Below are 25691 nucleotides of genomic sequence, written 5' to 3'. Positions count from 1 at the left end.
GTTGGGCTGTTCGCCCATTAAAGCGGTACGCGAGCTGGGTTCAGAACGTCGTGAGACAGTTCGGTCCCTATCTGTCGCGGGCGTAGGAAATTTGAGAGGAGCTGTCCTTAGTACGAGAGGACCGGGATGGACGTACCGCTGGTGTACCAGTTGTTCCGCCAGGAGCACCGCTGGGTAGCCAAGTACGGACGGGATAAGCGCTGAAAGCATCTAAGCGTGAAGCCCCCCTCAAGATGAGATTTCCCAGTATGTAAGACCCCTTGAAGACGACGAGGTTGATAGGTTCGGGGTGGAAGTGCAGTAATGTACGGAGCTGACGAATACTAATCGGTCGAGGGCTTATCCTAATACGCTTATATAGGTCATACAACTTGTAAGCAAACAGCTAAAGACATTCAAGCAAATCTTTCGTATCCAGTTTTCAGGGCGCAAAACGCTTTGAAGCAGATGTTTGCCACGAGCAAATGTCACGTTTGGTGGCGATGGCGAAGGGGAACCACGCGTTCCCATATCGAACACGACCGTTAAGCCCTTCAGCGCCGATGGTACTTGGACCGCAGGGTCCTGGGAGAGTAGGACGTTGCCAAGCACGAATAAACTACCGCATCTAACTGCGGTAGTTTTTTTGTGCGTACAGAAATGTGCATGTTGGCTATGCCAATGCGCATTCCTATGGCAACGTTCTTCTCCCTACTGGGAGAGTATCTAACCCTTTTAATCGAAGTAACTCGGCGTAGCTGACTCGGTTTTTAGCGGAAGGTTTAGATGCCGACCGTGATGTAGCTCGAGATGCTAATTCATCCGGTGCGGAATGGCCGTTGCCAAGCACGAATAAACTACCGCATCTAACTGCGGTAGTTTTTTTGTGCGTACAGAAATGTGCATGTTGGCTATGCCAATGCACATTCCTATGGCAACGTTCTTCTCCCTACTGGGAGAGTAATTTCTCATACAAAGTCTATATATTTAAATTCTTCATTTAAAGCATTCATTTAAACTTCTCATTTTTAGTGTATTTATACCTCTATTTTCTACAGGAGGTCGAAATTTTCTTCTTTTACAAGTAAAAACGCTCTTATTATTATGAATATCCAAATTTATTTAGTGTTTAAACGTAAAAATGCGCTTATTCTAATGATATCTTTCACGAGGACACATGATCCGTTATGTGTGCATAAATCAATCAAAAAGACATGTTCGAGGACAGCAATTCCGCTATTTCGCTCAATGAGGCCTATAAAAGATGAGATTTTCTAAAATAAACGATCCTGTGTCCTACAAAATTGCATAAAAAGGCGATATAGAGCAAATAAGAGATCTAGTGTCCTTAAAATAGGATAGTACGAGCAAAAAACTTTGGAATGATGACCAAACAAACGTTTTCGTATTGTGTTCTAATGCATTGTGAGTAGTGAAATTCGTTAGTTTCTCATTACAAAAACACATCTACCTTCTGCGATATTCAGATATTTTTTCTTTTTAAAAGCGGAAATCGGGAATATACTCCAAGTTAATATGACTTTTATCGGTGTAGATTTAATTAGTTAATTAGAAAAGCCTGAGTGCAACTATCCTTTGCGCTCAGGCTTCTTTACATATTATTTAGTTTCACTTTTGGAGTTAACGAAGTCGAGCAAACGAATAATGAGTGTGAGAGCTTCTGCACGTGTTGCAGTTTTGTTGGGGTCAAAACGATCGTTTTTTCCTGTAATTAAATGAGCTTTTACAGCAGCGGAAACTTCTTTCTGAGCCCATGTAGGAATGTCAGTTGCATCTTTAAAAGCCAATTGTGTACGATCTTCAAGCTGCAATTCAGCAGCTCTAGCAATAATAACAGCTAATTGTGCTCGTGTAAGTAGATCCTCAGAACGGAAAGAATTATCTTCAAATCCTCCCATTAGTCCTGCTGAAACAGCACGTGTGATGTAGGTTTTAGCCCAATCAGGTGTTGTTTTGGAGTCTGTAAAAACAGATGTTTTCTCATCTTTAAGCTGTAATGCTCGGCTGATCATGACAGCAAACTGACCACGGTTAACTGGGCTATTGGGAAGGAAAGTGCCATCGGAGTAGCCGGTTACAATACCGATCTTCACTGCTTCTTCAATATTGCTTTTTGCCCAATGTGTATTCGTATCTGAAAACTTTACAGAATCATTTTCTTGAGGTTTGTTTTCTCCGTCATCGCCGTTACTTTCGGTAGGTTCAGTTACCTCTTCTTTAGGCTGTGTTTCAGGTGTTGCTACAGGTGTTGCTACAGGTGTTGCTACAGGTGTGGGTTCGGGCTTCGTTTCAGTCTTAGGTACTTCGGGTTTTTTTAACCCTGGAGGAGCTCCGACATTACCTTTTCCGTCATTAGGTACTGTGGGATTAGTTCCGGCAAATGTGGCGGAAGTTTCATCGAACTTGAACTGAACTTTATATTCCTGGTCATAAATAAATACTTTCAAATCCCAATAAATTTTTACCCATCCTTGCACTTTGGATGTTAAATCCGAGACGTCGAAAGATACTACTCGAGTATTCGTACCTTTATCGTTGTTAGTAATTGTTCCACTGCTCTCATTAAGGGTTAGACCAGTAATTTCTGCGCTTTGCTTAACCACAAAAGATACCGTTTTATTACTTCCAGATACATTTACAAGAGCTGTATTCTGAACATAATCGTTCATGATGGAAGTTTCGTCTGTCCCATTCTTTAACACTTTAAATGGTATGTAGTAACTACCGTTTGCAGGATATTTGGGTTCCGGACTAACTGCATCAACGCCTTTAACCGACATGATTTGTACGCTTGCTAGCAATAAGGCAAAGGCAATGAGTAAAACAAATATTTTTTTCATAGATAAAGTCACATCAATAGCTCCTTTTCACTTGATTATAAAATAGGAAGCGGCAATCAACTATTGACCGCTTCCTAATGGATTAATGGCTTCTCTTACTTATCATTTCGTATCAGTGTTAGATCTTGAAAACTCCAGCAATCGAATAATGAGAGTGAGTGCCTCAGCGCGTGTTGCAACTTTATTGGGGTCAAACTGATTGTTATTACCCTCTATCAAACCAGCTTTAACGGCAGTAGCTACTTCTTTCTGTGCCCATGTAGGTATGTCAGATGCATCTTTAAAAGTAAGCGATGCGCTGTCATCCAGCTTCAGCTTAGCTGCTCTAGCAATAATAACAGCTAGTTGTGCGCGTGTAAGACTGTCTCCAGTACGGAAAGTATTGTCTTCAAAACCTCCCATTAATCCTGTTGATACCACGCGTGCAATATGTGTCTTTGCCCAGTCGGGTGTGCCTTTTGAGTCAGTGAAAGTAGTTGCCTTTTGGCCGCCTTGGAGCTGCAAAGCTCTGCTGATCATAACAGCAAACTGACCTCGGTTTACAGCGCTATTTGGGCGGAAGCTACCGTCTGAGTAACCGTTAACGATACCGAGTTTCACCGCTGCATCTATGCTCGCTTTTGCCCAATGTGATTTTATATCTGAAAATTTTACGGAGTTATTTACTTGTGGTTCTTTTTCTTCACCATTAGTATTGCCTTCAGTAGTTTCAGGCTTCTCGGCGCTCTCTTCTTCAGGTTTTTTTTCTGGTTTTGTCTCAGGTTTAGGTTTAGTTTCCGGCTTAGGTGTGTTAGGATTCTCTAAACCTGGAGGCGCACCAACATTACCATTTCCATCGTCAGGTGTAGTTGGATTAGCTCCGGTAAAAGTAGCGGAAGCTTCATCGAAAGCAAAATGAACTTGATATTCATAGTCATAAATAAATACATCTAAATCCCAATAAATTTTTACCCATCCATCTACTAGGGATGATAAATCCGAGATGTTAAAAGTCACGACACGTGTGTTAGCACCTGGGTCGCTACTAGTAACTTCTCCGCTACTGCCATTAAGGGTAAGACCAATGATTTCTGCACTTTGTTTTACGACAAAGGATACTGTTTTATTGCCGCCTGAAACATTTACAAGCGCAGTTGTGTTGACATAGCTATTCATAATAGAAGCTTCACCCGTGTTATGTTTTAACACTGCAAATGGTATGTAATAACTACCGTCTGCAGGATATTTCGGTCCCTGTTCTCCTGGATTCGGATTGTTGCCCCCGTTATAGGATGCTTTGAAAGTTTCAAAAGCACGATTTAACAATGAAACCGCGGCATTTGTATCTGAAACTAACGCGGGAAATCTTGTTGCTTCTTTGTGCGCGTTATTAATAGCGTTTTGGAAAACCGTTTTAGCGAAAGATGGATATTGTCCTGGCTTAGTTCCCTCTATAGCAGCATCATGTGCTGCTTGTGCTTCTTTAATAAGTGTATATAGAGCACTGTTGTCAACATTATTCAAGTTCAGTCGAATGGAATGTACCTGCTCACCATTTGGTACCGCTGCTACAGATTTAAATTGTACATGTAGGAGTTCATTCAGGTTGGTTAGCTCAAAACTAACAACTCTTGTATTCGTAATTAAATCTGAACTAACAATTTGGGTATCTACGTTTGTTTCACCCCGTTTTATTGTCAAATCAGATACTGAAGAACTATTCTTAATCGTTAATTTAATATGACGAGTGGATTCGTTTACGTAAGAAACAATTGCTGGATTTTTAAAATAAAGATCCGCTGGTGAAAACTTCTCGTTAGTTGCATCTACTATTGAGAAATGGGTTGTACGGACAGCACCTGCATCAAATTTCGCTTTTGCTGTTTGTAATGCCGTTGTTGCTTTCAATATTGTTGGTCTTGGTGCAGCTAACCAATCGCCGGTTTTTTTTGCTTCAGTAATTGCAGCTTGAAGAGTTGCTTTAAAGCCAATTGGATATTGCCCAATTTCTATACCCTCAACAGCTTGATCATGAAGTGTTTGAACTTCATTGATTAATGCCAGCAATGTTTTATGTTGGGTGGCGTTATAGCTGATGAAAATTTCTCTTGGCTCAACTCCGGGTACAGGTTCAATCACGCCATTTACAGATTTCATAGGATATTTAATCCTCGTAAAGCCTGGCCAACGTTCATCTGTTTGCGGAAAGTTTGCATTGTTAAATCTAATATGTGTTTGATAAACTTTATGGCTTTCTGTCGTACTCAATTTAACAGGTTTAGCGAACCCTTGAAGTAATCTACCAAATAAACCTGTGGCAGGATTAGTAGCAGCTCGTTGAATGGTCTGTTCTTCAAATACGATTTTATCATCAGGATTATCAATAAATGTAATATTTGCAAAAGCTTCATGAAGACCAACCTGCTGTAAAAGAACGGCTGTGTCCGCTATTTCATTCGCATAAACGGATTCGCTGACTGTTGTTGCTGCAAGAGAATCCAAAACATAAATGTCTACTTCTGAAGATACATATTGATGCTTAGCTATAACGTCAAAATCAAATGGGGCCAAATACGTTTGATATATTTCATCTACTTGCAATTGAGTTGCCAATGGGTCGTCTATAATAGTCTGACCTTTTGTAACGCCTCGTTGTACTTTTTCAACAAGCCCAATGATTCGATTACCATCATACTCAAGTTCGTGGAAGTCGGAAGGATATTCACCATCTGAAAACGCGCTGCCAAAGGTAATGTTTGAAGCAGCTCCACCTTCGGCAAACCCCGAATCTGTAGGATTTGTTGCGAGCCAAGCAGTAGCCTCTGTTATCCAATTTGTAAGGTGTTTTTTATTAATAACGATGCGTAGCGACTCGTATTTTTTAATGGCTAGATCTAAAATGGTGTAAGCAGAAAATAGGACAGCTGAATTATTCGGATTGTCTTTTACTAAATTTTCTGCTGAAGTGATTGAATGATAAAGAGTTGTTCTAGAGCCAATTGGGTAGGAGCCCTCGATGTTTCCTTCACTTGTACTATTGTAAACACTGTAACCTACTGTAACTCGTTCATTGAACTGTTCGATCGTGATAGTACCGGGAGTTCCGCCATCACCACCGCCAGGAATCGGAGTTAGATCAATGCCATCTAATTTAAGTTCTAATTGTGCGTTATACCAATGATTATATGGGACAGGCAATTGGTATATATTTTCTTTGTCATTGATATACATCAGGATATCTTGTGGATCCAAGACATCTTCGATTTCTAGTTGAATGATAACATTGTTTGGATTATCAGCTTCTCTAACAACCGCAGCTGTATAGCCTTCTTTCCCACTAACGACATCTTGGCCTGCTTCGTTCGTAATTACTGCTTTTGGTGCCCCAGGTTTACGTGATCCAAAAAATTCAAATGTGGCAAAGTTCTTTTTGGTAACTTGATGCTCGAACACTGCTTTTCCATTTTTTATAATCAATTTTGCGGAATCTTTTATTACGAAATGATCTGCAGCTGATGTTGAAGTAGAACCATCCTTTACATAACGGAAAGGAATAGTAAATTCCCCATCCCGAACAGCAGCAGCAGCAACTTTTTCAATAGGTGTAATTTGTACGCTGGTTAACAATAACGTTAAAGCGATGAGCATCACAAACGTTTTTCTTATCGATAATGTCACTTGAATAGCTCCCTTATACTTGAATTTAAAAGAGGAAGCGGCAATCAACAATTGTCCGCTTCCTTTTGAATTAAAGTGTTATGTTGTTGACAAAGTGTCTTATACCCAAGTTAATACTAGGCTGTACGTTCTATTGTGTGGGCCTGCTACTACTTTAAGATCAAGTGGAATGTCGCTTGATGTGCTACCTGGGAATACAAAAGTAGTTAAATTAGTTCCGGAATTGTACGACCCGAAATAAGAAACACCGCCAACTTTAACTTCTGGGAAGTAGTTACCAGTTAGTTTAATTGTAACTTGCCCACTAGTAATATCTGCTGGTCCTGAAATATAAGAACTCGAGTGTGCATGCTCTACGCCACCATAGTAGAATTTATAGTTTTGAGTTGCAGCAAATGCGGAAGCTGCCATTGCCATTACTAGCACCATTAACATCAACGTCATCGTAAGCGATCTTTTAAGTACTTTTGTCATTTTAAATACACTCCTTCAAATTTGTTTTTTATGGAACCGACCTTCAGCTAAGCAAGTGCGACTGTCTGCAACATCGAATAAACTAATTTGAGGCAACTCTCCTTTCTCTGGATTGGTGTACAAGCCTTCAAGAGCTATATTCAGCTAATGATTATCATTCTCAATGACTAATCAAAAAAAATATAGTCTTTCAACAACCACCAAAATTTGACTACGCTTCGCATTGTACTACCCTTCTATGAACGGAGCATGAACTTTACATTACAAATTATGTGAGGCAGAGGGTGATATTGTTCTTCTCAAAAATGTAATCTGGAATTCATGCTCCGTTCACACTTCACAAGTAAAATCCTCCTAATGCTGTTATTGATAATGAATCTCACACAAGAGTAAAAATGTATCGAAGATATGAAATTGGAGGTTCAAAGAGAGTGAACGTCATGGGCAGGTGCTACGTAGGAGCACTTCTACTATTGCTAGCAAGCATTTTATCGGGCTGTAGCGCAATTGCGACAGAAGGAAGTGTAAAAGAAGGGGACCATGTACTGATCGATTTTGCAGATCGTAAGGTCGCATTTAGCAAAATACCTGAACGAATAATCGCATTAGGAAATGGTGAAGTCGATATTATTCAAGCGCTTGGAGGCACTCTTGTAGGAAGACCACAGCCTAATGCTGCGTTATTGCCTGATTCGGTAAAGGACATTCCAGTTGTAGGCTCGGCACATACTGTAGATCTTGAGAAAATTGCTTCTTTAAGACCGGATGTTGTATTAGGTAACTATCCGATTAATAGCAACGATGTTCCGAAGTTAGAAAGTATCGGTACTAAAACCGTTCTGACACAAGCGAATTCTATAGCAGATATCCGCCGACAAATTCTCCTATTCGGTGAGTTGCTTGGCAAAGAAGAGAAAGCTACTGAGCTTATCGAAGCATTAGATTCGGAGCTACAAGCTATAAAGGGCTCTCAACTAAAGAAGCAGCAGCGAGTGTTAATGGTATACGGTGCACCAGGAACTTATTTGGCTGCTTTGCCTAATTCGTTAGCGGGTAATTTGCTCGAAACTGCTGGGGGTTCCAATATGGCGGCTGAGTTTCCTCGTCTACAAAACTTCCCACAGTACGCCCAGCTTAATACGGAACGTGTCGTGGAAGCGAGTCCCGATGTCATTTTGATTATGACGCATGGCAATAGTGAAGAAGTTGAGCAAGGATTCGTGAAGGAAATGGAAGGAAACCCTGCATGGAGCTCGCTCTTAGCAGTACAAGAGGGAAGAATTCATGTGTTGCCAGCAGAATTGTTCGGTACAAATCCAGGAACTAGGGTCGCTGATGCAGTGAAGCTGCTTGGGGAGTTGCTAGAATCATGAGCGTACTGAAAAGAAATAAACGAAGGCGATGGTTAGCTCTTGCTGCTCTACCTGTTCTCATTGCGACCATTTTGTATGGAGTAGGCAGTGGTTCAGTTTCAATTTCAGTGAAGGAAATATGGCTTGTGTTAATAGGTGAAGGCGATGGCGCGCATGAATCAATCATTTGGAACTTGAGATTGCCGCGTGTTCTTGTTGGCTTGTTAGTAGGCGCTTGTCTAGCTGCTTCCGGTACACTGCTACAAGGAGTAATGAAAAACCCGCTTGCTGATCCCGGTATTATTGGTGTTTCGGCTGGTGGAGGTCTTGCGGCAGTTGTTGCACTAGTTTTGTTCCCGCAATTTAGCTTTCTACTGCCGAGTTTTGCTTTCGCAGGAGCATTAATATCAGCAGTTGTCATTTACTTACTGGCGTGGGATGGCGGGAGCTCCCCCGTCAAAATCGTACTTGCCGGAATCGCGGTAAATGCACTTCTCGGCGGAGTAATGAACGGCATTATGGTGCTAAATAGCGATCGTATTCAAAGTGTATTGCCTTGGCTTGCAGGAGGATTAAGTGGAAGAAGCTGGCCTCATCTGATGTTTTTACTTCCTTATGCTGTTATAGGTCTTACATTAGTGCCGCTAGCGGCGAAAACTTCAAATCTGCTTACGCTAGGTGATCAATCGGCTCAATCACTAGGTCAACATGTGGAGCGACAACGATTTCTTATCGTCGCACTAGCTTCCTTGCTGGCAGGTGCAGCTGTTAGTGTCGCAGGTCTTGTTGGTTTCGTTGGACTAATCGTACCTCATGCCGTCCGTTTATTCATCGGTGAAGATTACCGTTACCTTCTTCCTTTTTCAATCGTTGGAGGCGCCGTGTTAATGGTTATTGCCGATACTGTCGCACGCAGCTGGTTTGATCCGTTGGAACTGCCTGCAGGCATACTACTTGCTTGTATAGGTGCTCCATTTTTCCTCATTTTGCTGAAAAGAAGGAGGCTGATTAGGTAGATGGCGGTCCACATCAATGAACTTTCTTACAAGCTTGAGAGATTCGAGCTTCATGCAGTTAATGAAATGATTCCCAAAGGTAAAATAAGTGCAATTGTTGGTCGCAATGGTTCAGGGAAGTCCACTTTATTGCGTATGCTTGCTAGGGTGAGTAAACCTGATAGCGGACTTATCTTATATGACGGAGTGGCCGGCAAGAGCTATTCACGAAAGGAATTTGCACAAAAGGTTTCTATGCTTGGTCAAGAAAAAGGACAAATTCCGGATATTACAGCACGTGAACTAGTTGCTATGGGTAGAGCACCAAGGCAGTCTGCGTTCCGTACGCGACTTACGGCTGAGGACGAAAAGGTGATCAATTGGGCATTGTCTACTGTAGGAATAAGTCATATCGAGGATCGGATGTTCCATACGTTATCGGGAGGAGAGCAGCAGAAGGTCCGAATCGCTTTGGCACTTGCACAACAATCGGAAATTTTGTTGCTCGATGAACCAACCACCTATTTAGACTTGTCACATCAATTAGATTTGATGGAAATGCTGCAGCGTCTAAACCGAAAGCTAGGCCTTACCATTGTGATGGTGCTTCATGACTTGCAGCAAGCTGCGGCCTATAGCGATCATTTGATTGCTATGGAGGAAGGACGAATTGTAGCAAGTGGGACTCCTAAATCTGTGATCAATCAGCGATTTCTGCTGAATGTATTTGGGGTTATAGCCAAAATTGATTTCCAAGGCGACTACCCTTTAATTATCCCTATTCCACAACATTTCAAGGAGGAATCTACGATGGTTATTGTAACCAATGTATCGCAAATTACGAAGGGCAGTGGTGAGAAGCTGATTGAACGTTTTAATAAGGTAGGTAAGGTAGAAGCGATGAAAGGTTTTTTGGGTCTTGAAGTTATGATGACCGAAAATACGAAGGAATACGACGAAGTAACGGTAAGCACAAAGTGGGAGAGCAAAGAAGACTTCCAAGCATGGACACGCAGCGAAGCTTTCCGTGAATCTCATTCAAAACGTGAAACGCCGGCCTACATTCTTTCCAACAAAATCGTATTTTATGATGTAAAAGTAGTTCGTGAGCCGCTAGAACAAGCTGAACCACAAAGCGTGTAATCATTATCCAAAGGGCTTCCGAGAGGCAATTCAGCTCTTGAAGCCCTTTTCTATGAACGCCGGCAATAACATTAGTTTCCAATTATCTATTGACAACAATGGATAAATATTGGTAGCATTATTCTTGATAATAATTATCATTATCAATTATTTATATGAAGGGATGGGACCTCATTGAAATTTCAAACAGCTGCAAAGAATATTATAGCAGCGATATTAATAGCCATGTTGGTATTGCCAGGGGCAGTTTTTGCTAGCTCGGATTTGGCGGATGGGACGTATAAAGCGGAATATTTGGTATTAAAAGCGGAGGACGATTCAGTCTCAATGGCTAATGACTACTGGGAAAAACCAGCAACGATCATTGTTAAAAATGGAAAAGCGACGGTTCAATTGACGATTAACCATAGTGAGTGGGTAACAGAGTTTAAAGTGCCAAGTAATGGCGGACACGTTGATACTACAGTAGTGGAAACTCTTAAAGCAGATAATAAGAGAATTGTAGAATTCGCAGCTGATGTTACCGCACCAATCATTTCGAAGATCCACGTTACAGTAGCAGAAATTGATTATGATCATGACTACACGATTCGATTAGTGTTCGATATGGATAGCTTTGAACTGGTGAAAGGTACCGAAAAGGAGCCGAAGCCAGCAGTTGCAGAGAAACCAGTAGCAACAGCAAAACCTGCAGCAACGACTAAACCAGGTCAGCCAGTAAAGCCTGTAACAAGTGCAACGCCTGTGTCTGAAGGATCTGCAACAGCGACACCGGGAACGACTAACTCCGTATCTGCGACGCCTAATGCAGTTAAACCAGAAGCAACTGAGGAAGCCGATAGTGAGACTCCGGCGGCAAGTGCTTCTGTAAAAGAATCTGAAGCAGGAGCAGAGGGAGCTGGAGCAACAGCAACTCCAATAGCTGAGGAAACAGCTGCTAATGAACAATCCACAGAGGAAACAACAAAATCGGCGAACGAAGGAAGTGGAGCTGCTGTGGCAGTAGAACAGGGTGAACAGTCTTCCACTATTGTTGCTTCTGATAAGGGCGCTAAAGGCGAAGTAGAAACACTTGCAGCAGCGGATGAAACGGAGAATATTAACAATAAAGACTCGGCATCTGGAATGAATGTGTGGGCACCATTAGTAGCGGTTCTACTTATAGCGTGCGGTGCAGTTTATATATGGAGAAGGAAAAGGCAGTAGTTGTGAAGTAGCATAGGAGGATATAATACGATGTTTAAAAAGATAGTCGGAAAAATAGCTCTTATTACAGTCTTAATGATTAGTTTAATCGGCTGTGGCGATAAAGAAACAGTCACTAAACCTACGGAATCGGCAACAACAACGATATCTAGCACAAGTGCTTTACCTACTGCTGAAGTCGAGCATCGCATTGTCTCCACTACAGTTGCCATTACACAAATTATGGATAGCCTTGAAATTGATCTGGTCGGCATTCCGAAAAGCGTCAAAACATTGCCTCAGCGCTATGATGGCGTAACTAAGGTAGGAAATCCGATGAGTCCAGATATGGAGCTTGTTAAGTCACTAAAGCCTACCGAAGTTTTATCTGTAACTACGTTGAAATATGATCTTGAACCTGTATTTGAAAATGCGAAAATAGACGCTAACTTCCTTGATCTAACGAGTTTGGAAAGTATGCAAGCTGAAATCATCAAGCTTGGTGAAAAATACGGCAAACAAGAGAAAGCTGCTGCGATGGTAAGTGAATATGAAGAACAGCTTAGTTCGATCCAAAAAGCTACGGAGGGTAAAAAGGCGCCAACCGTTCTTATCTTGTTAGGTGTACCCGGCAGTTATTTAGTTGCAACTGAACATTCCTATATTGGAGATTTGGTACGACTGGTAGGGGGGGTCAACATCGTCCAAGGAGAGAAAGTTGAGTTTCTTGCTTCTAATACGGAGCATTTGCAACAAGCCAACCCCGATGTGATCCTGCGTGCCGCACATGGAATGCCAGCTGAAGTAGTAAAGATGTTTGATGAGGAATTTAAGAAAAACGATATTTGGCATCATTTCACTGCGGTTAAAGAAAATCGCGTATTCGATTTGGAAGAGAAATTGTTTGGAACGACTGGAAATATGGCAGTTGGGGAAGCGTTAGACGCACTGCTTCCGATGCTGTACCCGTAACAATGGCAAAGGATAGTGAGCTCTGTTGAAAAAAATCAGCTTATTTCTAATTGTTGCTCTTCTATTAATTGCACTTGCGATCTTTTCTGCAATGACTGGCAGTATTAAAGTTTCTTTCTGGGAGCTTCTTCAAGGCTTATTTAGCGGAACGAATGAGCAAGTAGCCATTATAAAAGATTTGCGTTTTCCTCGTATTCTGGTAGCTATGTTAGCAGGGGCGGCACTTGCCGTCTCTGGTGTGCTCTTGCAAGCTGTCATGAAAAATCCATTAGCGGAGCCCGGTATTATCGGCATTTCATCCGGAGCCGGATTTGTATCGCTGACCATTATTACGATATTTCCGATGTTGTATTTCTGGTCACCGCTGTTTTCGGTTTTGGGGGGAGCGTTTGCGTGTTATCTTGTGTATTCCCTCTCATGGAAGGCACAATTAAATCCGCTGCGGCTTCTACTCGTAGGTATAGCGATAAACGCAACCTTTACTGGACTCGGACAGACGTTTAATTACCGTGGTAGTTATGCAGTTACGAGTGTAAACCAAGCGATCTCCTCTGTGTTTACGATGAAAACATGGGACGATGTAAACATTCTTGCCTTATTCGGGGGTATTGGGTTGTTTCTTGCCCACTTTCTTGGCTCTTGGTGCAATATGTTAGCGTTCCGTGATGAGACGGCGCGCAATTTAGGACTTAGAGTTGTTCGAGTAAGGCTAATCATCTCAGCGGTTGCGGTACTCCTTGCTTCAGTAGCTACAGCGGTTGGTGGACTAATTATGTTTGTCGGATTGCTTGTCCCCCATATCGGAAGAACACTAGTTGGCTCGGACTATAGATTACTTATTCCGTTCTCAGCACTTGGTGGAGCGCTACTTATTCTAGCAGCTGATACGATTGGACGGACAGTACTCGCACCTGCGGAGATTCCCGCTTCTATTATTATGGCAGTCATAGGAGGTCCTTTTCTCATCGTTATGTTGAAGAGGAGCGATAGATTGAACAAAATGGATTGAACAAGTAACCGACTACTAGCTCTTAGCAAGGGGAGGTTTGGAAACTAGCGATGAAGTATTTGCTTATTACAGATGACGATGCTAATAACCGCACTTTGCTTGGTCATTATATGACTAAGGAAGGTTATCGCGTACTGGAGGCACAAAACGGTCGTGAAGCGATGAACGTACTTGCGAAACATGCTGTTGATCTAGCCATTTTTGACGTTATGATGCCAGAGGTTGATGGGCTCGATCTATGCGAATATACACGCAAAAATTACGATATTCCTATTATTCTTCTAACCGCCCGCGATGGGCTAAGTGATAAGGAACTAGGTTATTTGAAGGGCACGGATGATTATGTAACGAAGCCATTCGAGCTGCCTGAACTTCTATTTAGGGTGAGGGCACTATTTAGGCGATATTCATTCGCTTCTAGTGACAAGATTAGACTGAATCGTCTCGTAATCGACAGAAAAAACTATGAAGTTGTAGATGGCGATGAAGTATTTTTCCCACCCCTCAAAGAATTTGAATTGCTTGCTCAATTAGCTGAATATCCAGGCAGAGTGTTCTCGCGTGATGAACTAATCCGAATTATATGGGGGACGGATTACAGCGGCGACGAGCGAACGGTAGATGTACATATTAAACGGTTGCGTCAAAGGTTTCCTGTAACGGATGGCGGGTTTGCGATTCATACGATTAGAGGGGTTGGCTATAAGCTAGAGGTATCCGTTTCATGAGATCGCTTTATGTCCGAGTACTCATTGTTACACTGTATACGATAGTAATCTGCAGTTTTTTAGGCTTCTACATTGCAAATTCTTATTACCATGGCGTACTAAAAACATATCACGATACAAAAATGTTCAAAGCCGCAAATACTATAGCTACTCATATAAAGAAATATCCTGACTCGATGGGTGATTATTTGAAAAATACTGCTGCGCTAGGCTATCAACTATATGTCCACGATAGTGAGGGCAATGATCTCTTTTACGGAGGTGATTTCCGTAAGTTCGATCTATCACATCGTATTAGGGATAGCGTGCTTGCAGGTAGCGAATATCATGGGATAGCAGAGCTTCCGCATAAACCGTTTGTAGCGAGTTATTTCGAAAATCGGTTAAGCAATACGGTCGGCATTTCTGTAAAAGCGGGCTCCGAAAGATACGCCCTGTTTCTGCGGCATGATACCCGTCTGCAGTTCGATGAGCTGCAGATTTTTTTTGTGCTGATGTTTGCATTTACTGTGTTGTTCAGTATTCCTTATTTCCTTATTAGTACACGATATCTCGTCCAGCCCATAATAAGACTAACCGAAGCGACGAAGCGGATTATACAAGGCGACTTCAACTTGCGGCTTCCGACGAACAGACGGGATGAAATCGGACAACTTGCAACTCATTTTCAGAAGATGGCTGTCCAGCTTGAAAGTTCCGACAAATCAAAGAAAGAATTTGTAGCAAATGTGTCCCATGAAATTCATTCTCCGCTTGCATCTATTCAAGGTTTTGCCGATTCATTGCTAAGCGAAGATTTGGACAAGGATCAGATTCGTCATTATGCAACGATTATCGGTCAAGAGACAAGACAGCTAGCAGCGCTCAGCAGGCAGTTGCTCTTATTATCGACTTTGGATAATGGACGAGAAGCTGTAGAGAAGGTGGCCTACCCGCTCCAGCCTCAATTAAGACGTACACTTCAGCTACTGGAGTGGCAACTTGCCGAGAAAGAAATTGCGGTTCGTATGATGATTCCCGGGAAGACTCTCATTCATGGAGATGAAGTGCTGCTAATGCAGGTATGGTCGAATCTACTTACGAATGCTGTGAAGTACATACCGAAAGGGCGTTCTATTGATATACGGGCATCCCGTGAAGAGGGGTATTGCCAAGTCGTCATATCGGACACTGGGGATGGAATACGAGAAGATCGATTGCCACTTCTGTTTGATCGTTTCTATCGGGGAGATACAGCTAGGAAACGGGGAGACGGTAGTACAGGGCTTGGTCTGTCCATTGTTCAAAAAATTGTTCATCTACATGGCGGTTTAATTGAAGTAGAAAGCGAAGGTGGTGTCGGAACGATATTCCGTATCAGTATCCCGGATTAATAATAAGCAATTCTTCTATGCGATTGCCGAAACAGATTCTGCCAAGCTGTCACTATCGTTTAGTCACCGCATCAAGCCCTACCATGCCGCAACTATCCTCAATATGGTAGGATGGAAGCAAGAAGACTGACGGAAAGTAGGGATTACGTGTTTACGAAACAACCGTTGTTTATAGCAGGTAAACGATATGAGGCAGAGCAATATAGAATGCTGCGAGCTCCTTATTCGGGTGAAGTTATAGCTGAGGTAGCATCGGCAAATGGTGATGAGACGGATAAGGCCATTGCGGCAGCTTACGAAGCTAGAGCTGTTATGCGCCGAATGCCAGCCCATGAGCGTGCTGCTATTTTGGAGCGTGTTGCAGAAGGTTTAAAGCTCCGTAAAGATGAAGCGGCTCGGATTATTGCTGTAGAATCTGCAAAGCCGATCAAATACGCGCTCGCGGAAGTAGATCGCACTATTCAAACCTACAAATTTGCTGCAGAAGAAGCGAAGCGTATACATGGTGAAACGATATCGCTTGATGCTGCTCCCGGTGGTGAGGGTAGACTTGCGTATACAGTGCGTGAGCCATTAGGTGTAATTGGAGCAATTACCCCATTCAATTTTCCGATGAATCTTGTAGCACATAAAGTTGGTCCTGCCATAGCAGCAGGGAATACGGTAGTCCTAAAGCCTGCAGCCCAGACGCCATTATCGGCTTATTTTATCGGCGAACTTTTTCAAGAAGCGGGTTTGCCAGCTGGAGCACTCAATATTGTTACAGGTCCAGGTGGAGTAGTTGGGGATACGATTGTTCAAGATGATCGCGTAGTGAAAATTACGTTTACAGGAAGCCCGGAAGTAGGTACACGTATTCGTGCCAAGGCAGGTCTGAAGCGTGTAACACTAGAGTTAGGCTCCAATGCAGCTTTAATTGTTGATAACAAAGTTGATGTGGAGCGGATCATTCCTCGTTGTGTGATGGGAGCTTTCTCAAATCAGGGACAAGTTTGTATATCACTCCAACGTATTTATGTTCATGAAGCTGTTTATGAGGCATTTACAGAATCGTTTGCACATGCCACATCTGGGCTCAGGCTTGGTGATCCGCTAGATGTGAATACAGATATTTCAGCGATGATATCGGAGGGCGAATCGAAGCGGGCATTATCGTGGATTGAAGAAGCGATTAATAGTGGAGCAACGGTGCTGACTGGCGGAAGTGTGTCGAACGGTGTACTTGAGCCTACAGTTATCGTAAATGCTGAGGATGAGCTTAAAGTATCTTGTAGTGAAGTTTTTGCACCAGTTGTCGTTATTCATAAAGTGCAGTCGGTAGAAGAAGCGATTGCTAGAGTAAATGATTCTCCATATGGTCTTCAGGCTGGAATTTATACTCCTGATTTGAACACAGCTCTTCAAGCGGCTGATGAATTGCACGTAGGTGGTGTTCTTATTAATGATATTCCAACGTTCCGAGTGGATCATATGCCATATGGCGGCGTGAAGCAAAGTGGTCTTGGGCGAGAAGGCATCAAATATGCTGTTGAGGAGATGACGGAGCTTAAGCTTATTGTCATTAATCGCAATGTATAAAAATATAGTGGACCTTTTGACAATTAATTGAATGTATATAGGTATAAATCAAGCAACAGCGCACCAACCTAGTAGTATGGCTTGTGCTGTTTTTAATTTTGCAATTATCTGAAAACTTGCTTGTCAGCTTCTTGACCTTAGCTTTATTTTGCGTATAATAAGGTTAAAGTCAAAGAAAGTCAAAGTCAATAGTTTGAATATTCGGCTTTCGAATGACGACTATCTGGGAGGTTGGTGGTTTGCGTAACATTTCCGATCTCATTGAACAGTATTTGAAGCATATACTGGATGGCAGCAATGAAGGTGCAGTCGAGATTCAGCGCAATGATCTGGCAGATAGGTTTTCGTGTGTACCTTCGCAAATCAACTATGTGATCAGCACAAGATTTACGCTGGAGAAAGGCTACATGGTTGAAAGCAAGCGCGGAGGCGGCGGATATATCCGAATACAACGCGTAGACCTTCCTGCTTTAAAGACGATTCAATTTCACATCGAACAAACGATAGGTACAAGTGTAGATCAAAGTGGGGCAGAAGGACTGATTTATCAGCTCCATGAAGCGAGTTTAATTTCGAAGAGGGAAGCGAATTTGCTCCGTGCTGCCATCCATAGAGACACGATTGCACTCATGTTGCCAATGCGCGATGAAATGCGTGCAAGGCTACTGCGATCGATGCTTATATCACTGCTGGTCAAATAGGAAGGAGGGACGGTGCTTGTTCTGCCAAGAATGCGGCAAGAGACCTGCTACACTTCATTTTACGAAAATAGTAAATGGTGATAAGACAGAAGTTCACATCTGTGAAAGCTGCGCTCGTGAAAAGGGCGAAGGAATTCCAGGCACTCCGAACAGCTTTTCTATCCATAATCTACTCTCGGGTTTACTCGACTTTAATGCCATTCCTGGCTCAGCGCTTAATAATAACGCCGCATCACAGTCGGTGCGCTGTGAGGAATGTGGGTTAACGTATACCCAATTTAGTAAAATCGGGCGTTTTGGCTGCAGCTCATGTTATACGACTTTTGCTGAACGGCTTGATCCTCTACTGAAGCGGGTTCATAGCAGTACCGTTCATAGCGGTAAAATTCCGAAACGATCTGGCGGCCAAATTAAATGTAAAAGAGAAATTGAAAAACTACGACGCGATTTGCAAACTTATATAGAACAAGAAGAATTCGAAAACGCTGCTGAACTGCGTGATCGTATTCGCGAACTGGAACGAAAAATCACCGAAATGTAGCATAGATGTAAAGGAGTGAGCCAATTGACGAAGCATCGTTTTTCAGAAGATGCGCTAAGCGATTGGATGAGGGGCACAGGACCCGATTCTGACGTAGTCATTAGCAGCAGGGTGCGTGTCGCACGTAATTTGCGTCATCAGCCATTCCCAATGCTTGCAACAAGCCAGCAAGCGACGGAGGTACTCGATCAACTCACAGAGGTAGCTAGATCTGGCCGATTGGAGCCATACGGCAACTTTGATACGATTTTGTTATCGGAACTAAGTGAGCTTGATAAACGGGTACTTGTGGAGAAGCATTTGATCAGTCCGAATCTAGCCAATGATTCGCGCGGCGGAGCTGTCATTTTGAGTGATAATGAAGCAGTTAGCATAATGATTAACGAAGAAGACCATTTGCGCATTCAATGTCTATATCCTGGATTTCAAATAGGCGAAGCATGGGCATTGGCAGGCGGAATTGACGATATTTATGAAGAAGCGGCAGATTATGCTTTTGATGAAAAACGTGGTTATTTGACCACTTGCCCGACGAATGTTGGTACTGGTATACGTGCATCTGTCATGATGCATCTGCCAGCGCTTGTACTTACGAATCAGATTAATCGTATTTTGCAGGCGGTCACACAGGTAGGGCTCGCTGTTCGCGGCTTATATGGGGAAGGCAGCGAAGCACTTGGCAATCTGTTTCAAATTTCGAATCAGATTACGCTTGGCAAGTCCGAAGATGAGATTATCGAGGATTTACATGGTGTTGCTAGACAAATTATCGAACATGAGCGTGCTGCACGCAAACGTCTATTAGACGAACCGCGTATCCGAATTGAGGATAGGGTCAGAAGATCGTACGGCATCTTGTCTCACGCAGTCATTATCGATTCGAAAGAAGCGGCGCAACGTTTGTCTGATGTACGTCTAGGATCAGATCTTGGACTGCTAGAAGATATAACGCCGCATGTGCTAAATGAGCTGCTTGTGATGACACAGCCAGGCTTTTTACAGCAAGCTTTTAACGAGAAAATGAGTCCAGAACAACGTGACTACCGGAGAGCAGAGCTTATCCGAGGGCAATTAGGCAGGAAAAATGTACATGGGGGTGCAGATATATGATGTTTGGAAGATTTACGGAACGAGCTCAGAAAGTTCTAGCTCTAGCGCAGGAGGAAGCTGTTCGACTCGGTCATAACAATATTGGAACAGAGCATATTCTGCTCGGACTTATTAGGGAAGGCGAAGGTATTGCGGCGAAGGCGTTGATCGGATTGGGTCTTGGTCTTGAGAAAATTCAAGACGAGGTAGAAGCTTTGATCGGACGCGGACAGGAGCAGCCAAACAATATTGCCTATACGCCTCGTGCCAAGAAGGTTATCGAACTCTCGATGGATGAAGCTAGGAAGCTTGGTCATACGTATGTCGGAACGGAACATATTTTGCTTGGTCTAATTCGTGAGGGCGAAGGCGTCGCAGCTAGAGTTCTTAACAACTTAGGCATTAGTTTAAATAAAGCTCGTCAACAAGTGCTTCAATTGTTAGGTAGTAGCGAAGCTGTATCAAGCAGTCACGGTGCACAAGCTAACGTTAGCACACCAACGCTGGATGGCCTCGCAAGAGATCTTACTTCGTACGCGAAGGAAGGAAATCTTGACCCTGTTATTGGACGGAGCAAAGAGATTGAGCGCGTTATTCAAGTGCTTAGTCGCCGTACGAAAAACAATCCAGTTCTGATTGGGGAACCGGGTGTCGGTAAAACGGCAATCGCAGAAGGATTGGCTCAAAAAATTATTGCAAACGAAATTCCAGAAACATTGCGTGATAAACGTGTAATGACGCTGGATATGGGTTCGGTCGTTGCAGGTACGAAGTACCGTGGCGAATTCGAGGATCGTTTGAAAAAAATTATGGATGAAATTCGCCAAGCGGGCAACATCATTTTGTTCATTGACGAGTTGCATACGTTAATTGGTGCAGGTGGCGCTGAGGGTGCAATTGATGCTTCTAATATATTGAAACCAGCGCTAGCACGCGGTGAGCTTCAATGTATTGGTGCAACGACGCTTGATGAATATCGCAAATATATCGAAAAGGACGCAGCGCTAGAACGTCGCTTCCAACCAATCACTGTTGATGAGCCATCTGTAGATGAAGCGATTCAAATTTTGCATGGTCTTCGTGATCGTTATGAAGCACATCACCGTGTAAAAATTACGGATGAGTCCATCATTCAAGCGGTGAAGTTGTCGGATCGTTACATCCCAGATCGTTTCTTGCCGGATAAGGCGATCGATCTAATTGATGAAGCGAGCTCCAAAGTTCGTTTGAATTCCTATACAGTACCGCCTAACCTTAAACAGCTTGAAAATCGTCTAGAAGACATTCGTAAGGAAAAAGACGCGGCTGTACAAAGTCAGGAATTTGAGAAAGCAGCAGCGCTTCGTGATACGGAACAAAAAATTCGTGAAGAGCTTGATGTAACGAAGAACGAATGGAAAGAAAAACAGGGCCGTACCGATTCAGAGGTTACTCCAGAAGATATTGCACAAGTTGTTGCAAGCTGGACGGGTATTCCAGTTAGCAAGCTTGCTGAGGAGGAGACGGAACGTCTTCTTAAAATGGAATCAATTCTTCATGATCGTCTCATTGGTCAAGAAGAGGCGGTTAAATCAGTATCTCGTGCGATTAGACGTGCAAGAGCAGGTCTAAAAGATCCAAAACGTCCAATAGGGTCATTCATCTTCATGGGACCCACTGGTGTAGGTAAAACCGAACTTGCTCGGGCACTCGCTGAAGCAATGTTCGGTGACGAAAATGCAGTTATTCGAATCGACATGTCCGAGTATATGGAGAAACATTCTACTTCTAGATTAGTAGGAGCGCCTCCAGGTTATGTTGGGTATGAAGAAGGCGGTCAGCTTACTGAGAAGGTACGCCGCAAGCCGTATTCAGTTGTATTGCTTGATGAGATCGAGAAGGCGCATCCTGAAGTGTTCAACATTCTACTACAAGTGCTTGAGGATGGCAGACTGACCGATTCCAAAGGCCGCGTTGTCGACTTCCGTAATACATTGATCATTATGACATCTAATGTCGGAGCTGATCAGATTAAGAAGAACTCGACGCTTGGTTTCACAGCTACGGTTGATGCTGGTCGCGAATTCAATGTGATGAAGGACAAAGTGATGGCAGAGCTTAAGAAAAGCTTCCGCCCGGAGTTCTTGAACCGTATTGACGAAACGATTGTGTTCCACTCGCTTGGCGAAGAACATATTGCGCAAATCGTGACGCTTATGTCCGACGAACTTCGCAAACGTCTACGCGAGCAGGAAGTGGACTTTACACTTACTGATTCCGCGAAAACGTTCCTTGCGAAGGAAGGTTACGATCCTCAGTATGGTGCACGTCCACTCCGTAGAGCGATCCAAAAGCATATTGAAGATCGTTTGTCCGAAGATCTGCTTATGGGCCATATCAAGAAAGGCGATACTTTCGTAATCGATGAGAAGGACGGCGGATTAGTCGTAATCAAGTCGGTTAAGGAAGAAGTGCAGGAAGAAGAGTCTGCGGCTAAATAATAGCGAAGAGCCAACCAACAGCATAGGCTGTCGGTTGGCTCTTTTTTATTTACTTGTAAGTTTATAAAGTGCAACTACTACTTCTGTATGGTTGTTTGGTTTAACTAACTGTAAGGGATGTGATTAATTGACTCATCTATTTACTGTAATTGTGATCATTTGCTGTTTCTTTCTAGTCATAACAATCTTTAATAGTGAAAGAAAACTTGAAACATCATTATTATCAATATCAGTGATCGCTCTAATTATGAGTATTTATTTTATACCAGGTTACATTATTGCCACTCAAGGTTTTGAGTTTACTTACACATTTGCAACCTTTACATCATCTGAAATATATAATTTAATACATGTGCTTTTAATACTTGCGCTCATTTCTTTTACAATTTATTTGACGGTGAAAACTCACTCCCAAAATAATTGATATGCAATTGGCTCAACATAAAAACTAGCGCTTGAGTAAGTTAACTTTGGTTTTGCTAGTGGTATATTATCGTTATATTCGGAAACGTACGCTACCACTAGTGTTTAATGTGCTTATCCGCTAACGAATCGTACGGTGCTTATATTGAAGAAAATGACTTGTAAATTGATCTAACGAACTCCACTGTCGTTATTGAGTATTTTTGGGTAGAAATAAAGCCTCGTTGCCGAGAATACGCATTCTGGAGTTCGTTAAACATTTTGAACGGTACAATTTAGCTAAATAAGAGTTACTGGGTTCGTTAACATTATGTTTGGTAAAGTAAGCCGCCACTAATGGCTACTACAATCCTGACCCGGCGGATGTTTTGCGAGTCTGGTTTTCTTTTAAATGAAGGAACCACAATATTCATATCCAAACCGACCTCCCACATGGAGAGCGGTTTTTCGTCTTTTTGTAGCGTCACAACCTCATAAACACCCCTAATCAAGCCGATAATGAAATTAAACAAATAATGTTAGCTGTAATTACCAATAATATTCGTTAATAATTGACCTTCCTTGAGCTTGGATATAATGGTAAACTTTGAATATGAGAATTGTTAGAAGGAGTTCGGTATGGCAAAGATAAAATCGAAGTTCGTTTGTACCGAATGTGGCGCTGAATCGCCAAAATGGATGGGTAAATGTCCGAGTTGCCATGAGTGGAATACGATGATCGAAGAGAAGGAAACGGTCGTAAAAACAAAAGGTGTCGGCTTATCGACGATCCATACGAAAGAAAAGCCTCAATCCATCATACATATAGAGTGTGGGAAAGAACCACGCATTGAGACAGGGATGGTGGAGCTAAATCGTGTGCTAGGAGGAGGCGTTGTTCCTGGTTCGCTCATCTTAGTTGGTGGCGATCCCGGCATTGGCAAATCAACGTTGCTTTTGCAAACTTCCCATGCACTTGCGGTTAAGGGTCTCAAAGTACTTTACATATCTGGAGAAGAATCTGTTCGTCAAACAAGACTTCGGGCAGATCGACTAGGCGCTTTAACAGAGTCACTCTACGTACTCTGTGAGACGAATATGGAGTATGTAAATGATGCAATTGAATCCGTGCAACCGGACTTTCTAGTCATCGACTCCATCCAGACGGTGTACGATCCACGTGTTGAATCTGCACCGGGTAGTGTTTCCCAAGTAAGAGAATGTACCGCTCATTTCATGCGCGTCGCTAAGATTAAAGGGATTGCGACGGTGCTTGTAGGCCACGTAACCAAAGAAGGCGCGATAGCTGGGCCAAGATTGCTTGAACATATGGTGGATTGTGTACTTTATTTTGAAGGGGAACGCCATCATACGTATCGATTGCTGCGCGCAGTCAAAAACAGGTTTGGCTCAACAAATGAAATCGGAATTTTCGAAATGAGCGAAGATGGGCTGCGAGAAGTTACGAATCCTTCTGAACTTTTTCTATCTGAAAGACCGCTTGGTGTATCGGGTTCAACGGTTGTTGCAAGTATGGAAGGTACTAGACCGATTCTTGTAGAACTGCAAGCGCTTGTGGCAACAACAAACTTCCCTTCACCGCGCAGAATGTCAACAGGTATTGATCATCATCGAATGGCACTTATTATTGCCGTTTTGGAGAAACGCAACGGGATGTTTCTTCAGACGCAAGATGCTTACCTAAATGTAGCAGGTGGTGTGAAGCTGGATGAACCAGCAGTTGATCTAGCTGCTGCGGTTAGTTTGGCATCGAGCTTCCGAGATGCACCAACCAGACCTTATGATGTGATATTTGGAGAAGTTGGATTAACAGGTGAAGTTAGAGCAGTATCAAGAGCTGAGCAGCGCGTGAAAGAAGCAGAAAAGCTCGGTTTCAAAAGAGTAATTATGCCGGAAAAAAGTTTGAAAGGGTGGACACCACCTGCTGGCATTGAAATTATTGGAGTAAATACAGTAGCGGAAGCACTAAAGGCAGCTTTTGGATAGGGGGCACCAGATGAAGGAACCGACTCAGCAAGAAGTGATGAATCAATTATTGCAATTAGTTGCGCCAGGCACCCCTTTTAGAGAAGGGTTAGAGAATGTATTAAGAGCCAAAACAGGCGCACTAATTGTTGTGGGCTACAGCCCAGAAGTCATGGAAGTCGTGGACGGAGGTTTCTCCATCAATTGCGACTTCTCTTCGAACTATTTGTACGAACTAGCCAAGATGGACGGCGCTATTATAATGAGTGAGGATATGAGGCGTATTCTTTACGCCAATACTCAGCTTATTCCGAACAGCTCCATACCGTCGATTGAAACAGGTATCCGTCACCGTACAGCGGAGCGTGTAGCGAAGCAAACGGGTAGACTCGTTGTATCGATCTCGCAGCGTAGAAACATTATTACGTTGTACCAAGGCAACCTTCGTTATTCGTTAAAAGATATGGGTGTTATATTAACAAAAGCAAACCAAGCTATTCAAACGCTAGAGAAGTACAAGGCAGTTCTTACGCAATCCTTTACTAACCTCTCCGCGCTTGAGTTTGAGGAATTAGTTACATTGCAAGAAGTTGCCCATGTTATTCAGCGCGTTGAGATGGTGCTGCGAATTAAGATGGAAATTAGCCGCTATGTCAATGAACTCGGTACGGAAGGCCGTCTTATTAGTATGCAAATGGATGAGTTGGTCGGAGGAGTTGAGGAGGACGCGTGGTTCCTACTTAAGGACTATGCGAAGGATAACTCTGATGAAAAAATTAGGGAGCTTCGGAACGGTTTGAAAAAGCTTAGTTCAGATGAACTTCTAGATGCGTCACCAATTGTACGTTTAATTGGATATCCTCATACGAACAATATGGCGGACGAATCGGTAGCTCCTCGCGGCTACAGATTGCTCAACAAAATTCCGAGATTACCGCTAATTATTATGAATAATTTAGTGGAACGTTTCCATCGACTGCCACATATTTTAATGGCAACAATTGAAGAGCTGGACGAGGTTGACGGCATTGGAGAAGTGCGTGCGCGCGCGATTAAGGACGGTTTAAAGCGTATTCAAGAGCAGATGTTCATTGACAGACAAATTTAAATCCCATACAATTGATAGAATGTGTTCCAATCATTGACCTGAAGAACAGGTGCGATTAATGGGCATAGTAGAGAAGAG

General features: G+C 42.9%; 20 protein-coding genes and 2 rRNA genes. 17 read left to right on the top strand and 5 right to left on the bottom strand.

The features are described 5' to 3' along the window. Together I6N90_RS23920 and rrf are read left to right on the top strand one after the other, a co-directional pair. Positions 1-347: ribosomal RNA gene (locus I6N90_RS23920) — 23S ribosomal RNA — on the top strand; the annotation flags it as partial. Between the two features lie 125 nt (positions 348-472). Beyond that, a 5S ribosomal RNA gene (rrf, locus tag I6N90_RS23915) occupies positions 473-589 on the top strand. An 81-nt stretch (positions 590-670) separates the two neighbouring features. On the opposite strand, the gene I6N90_RS23910 is transcribed toward rrf, so the two are convergent. From I6N90_RS23910 to I6N90_RS23895, 4 genes are all read right to left on the bottom strand, one after another. Continuing rightward, positions 671-829: a hypothetical protein gene (locus tag I6N90_RS23910; protein ID WP_197938385.1), complete on the bottom strand. Its 159-nt coding sequence runs from the start codon at positions 827-829 to the stop codon at positions 671-673. 769 nt (positions 830-1598) lie between these two features. Further along, a complete protein-coding gene (locus I6N90_RS23905; protein ID WP_197938383.1) occupies positions 1599-2852 on the bottom strand; it encodes an S-layer homology domain-containing protein in 1254 nt (417 codons plus the stop codon). 90 nt (positions 2853-2942) lie between these two features. Continuing rightward, entirely contained in the window at positions 2943-6497 is a 3555-nt protein-coding gene (locus I6N90_RS23900; protein WP_197938381.1) for an NEAT domain-containing protein, read from the bottom strand. A gap of 99 nt (positions 6498-6596) precedes the next feature. After that, positions 6597-6971 (bottom strand): hypothetical protein, encoded by a 375-nt coding sequence (locus I6N90_RS23895; RefSeq protein ID WP_197938379.1) that lies wholly within the window; start codon positions 6969-6971, stop codon positions 6597-6599. Positions 6972-7411: 440 nt separating this feature from the next. Here I6N90_RS23895 and I6N90_RS23890 point away from each other — a divergent pair, with 440 nt between their 5' ends. The 13 genes from I6N90_RS23890 to I6N90_RS23830 all read left to right on the top strand — a co-directional run bounded on the left by I6N90_RS23890 (position 7412) and on the right by I6N90_RS23830 (position 22117). Beyond that, the gene (locus tag I6N90_RS23890) at positions 7412-8344 is read left to right on the top strand and encodes an ABC transporter substrate-binding protein (protein ID WP_197938397.1); all 933 of its coding nucleotides are present in this window, start codon (positions 7412-7414) and stop codon (positions 8342-8344) included. Further along, positions 8341-9339 (top strand): FecCD family ABC transporter permease, encoded by a 999-nt coding sequence (locus I6N90_RS23885; RefSeq protein ID WP_197938377.1) that lies wholly within the window; start codon positions 8341-8343, stop codon positions 9337-9339. The genes I6N90_RS23890 and I6N90_RS23885 overlap by 4 nt, the downstream gene beginning before the upstream one ends. Continuing rightward, on the top strand, positions 9340-10461 hold the full coding sequence (gene isdG, locus I6N90_RS25180) for a heme oxygenase (RefSeq protein ID WP_197938374.1): 1122 nt from the start codon (positions 9340-9342) through the stop codon (positions 10459-10461). Between the two features lie 174 nt (positions 10462-10635). After that, the gene (gene isdC / locus I6N90_RS23875; protein ID WP_232243299.1) at positions 10636-11667 is read left to right on the top strand and encodes a heme uptake protein IsdC; all 1032 of its coding nucleotides are present in this window, start codon (positions 10636-10638) and stop codon (positions 11665-11667) included. Positions 11668-11697: 30 nt separating this feature from the next. Then, complete coding sequence (isdE, locus tag I6N90_RS23870) at positions 11698-12618, top strand: heme ABC transporter substrate-binding protein IsdE (protein WP_197938372.1); 921 nt, start codon at positions 11698-11700, stop codon at positions 12616-12618. A gap of 22 nt (positions 12619-12640) precedes the next feature. Further along, positions 12641-13627, top strand: coding sequence for a FecCD family ABC transporter permease (locus I6N90_RS23865; protein WP_197938395.1), 987 nt, complete (start codon positions 12641-12643; stop codon positions 13625-13627). Between the two features lie 50 nt (positions 13628-13677). Then, a complete protein-coding gene (locus I6N90_RS23860) occupies positions 13678-14355 on the top strand; it encodes a response regulator transcription factor (protein ID WP_197938370.1) in 678 nt (225 codons plus the stop codon). Between the two features lie 176 nt (positions 14356-14531). Continuing rightward, positions 14532-15728, top strand: coding sequence for a sensor histidine kinase (locus tag I6N90_RS23855; RefSeq protein ID WP_232243298.1), 1197 nt, complete (start codon positions 14532-14534; stop codon positions 15726-15728). 111 nt (positions 15729-15839) lie between these two features. Continuing rightward, positions 15840-17306, top strand: coding sequence for an aldehyde dehydrogenase family protein (locus I6N90_RS23850; RefSeq protein WP_197938366.1), 1467 nt, complete (start codon positions 15840-15842; stop codon positions 17304-17306). A gap of 239 nt (positions 17307-17545) precedes the next feature. Beyond that, the gene (locus I6N90_RS23845; protein WP_197938394.1) at positions 17546-18007 is read left to right on the top strand and encodes a CtsR family transcriptional regulator; all 462 of its coding nucleotides are present in this window, start codon (positions 17546-17548) and stop codon (positions 18005-18007) included. A 16-nt stretch (positions 18008-18023) separates the two neighbouring features. Beyond that, entirely contained in the window at positions 18024-18548 is a 525-nt protein-coding gene (locus I6N90_RS23840) for a UvrB/UvrC motif-containing protein (RefSeq protein ID WP_197938364.1), read from the top strand. Between the two features lie 24 nt (positions 18549-18572). Further along, complete coding sequence (locus I6N90_RS23835) at positions 18573-19658, top strand: protein arginine kinase (protein ID WP_197938362.1); 1086 nt, start codon at positions 18573-18575, stop codon at positions 19656-19658. After that, positions 19655-22117, top strand: coding sequence for an ATP-dependent Clp protease ATP-binding subunit (locus I6N90_RS23830; protein ID WP_197938360.1), 2463 nt, complete (start codon positions 19655-19657; stop codon positions 22115-22117). Before I6N90_RS23835 ends, I6N90_RS23830 begins: the two co-directional genes overlap by 4 nt. Positions 22118-22848: 731 nt before the next feature. Here I6N90_RS23830 and I6N90_RS24945 read toward each other — a convergent pair. Further along, complete coding sequence (locus I6N90_RS24945) at positions 22849-23052, bottom strand: hypothetical protein (protein WP_232243297.1); 204 nt, start codon at positions 23050-23052, stop codon at positions 22849-22851. A gap of 106 nt (positions 23053-23158) precedes the next feature. Here I6N90_RS24945 and radA point away from each other — a divergent pair, with 106 nt between their 5' ends. Both radA and disA read left to right on the top strand, forming a co-directional pair. Next, a complete protein-coding gene (radA, locus tag I6N90_RS23825) occupies positions 23159-24526 on the top strand; it encodes a DNA repair protein RadA (protein ID WP_197938358.1) in 1368 nt (455 codons plus the stop codon). A 10-nt stretch (positions 24527-24536) separates the two neighbouring features. Next, positions 24537-25613 carry a DNA integrity scanning diadenylate cyclase DisA gene (disA, locus tag I6N90_RS23820; protein WP_197938356.1) on the top strand — a complete coding sequence of 359 codons (1077 nt, stop codon included), beginning with the start codon at positions 24537-24539 and terminating at the stop codon, positions 25611-25613. Positions 25614-25691: the final 78 nt, after the last annotated feature.

Origin of the sequence: Paenibacillus sp. GSMTC-2017, assembly GCF_016019935.1 — a bacterium.
Classification (GTDB): Bacteria; Bacillota; Bacilli; order Paenibacillales; family Paenibacillaceae; genus Pristimantibacillus.
Note: the sequence above shows the minus strand (reverse complement) of the source record. Positions and strands in the feature narration are given on the sequence as shown.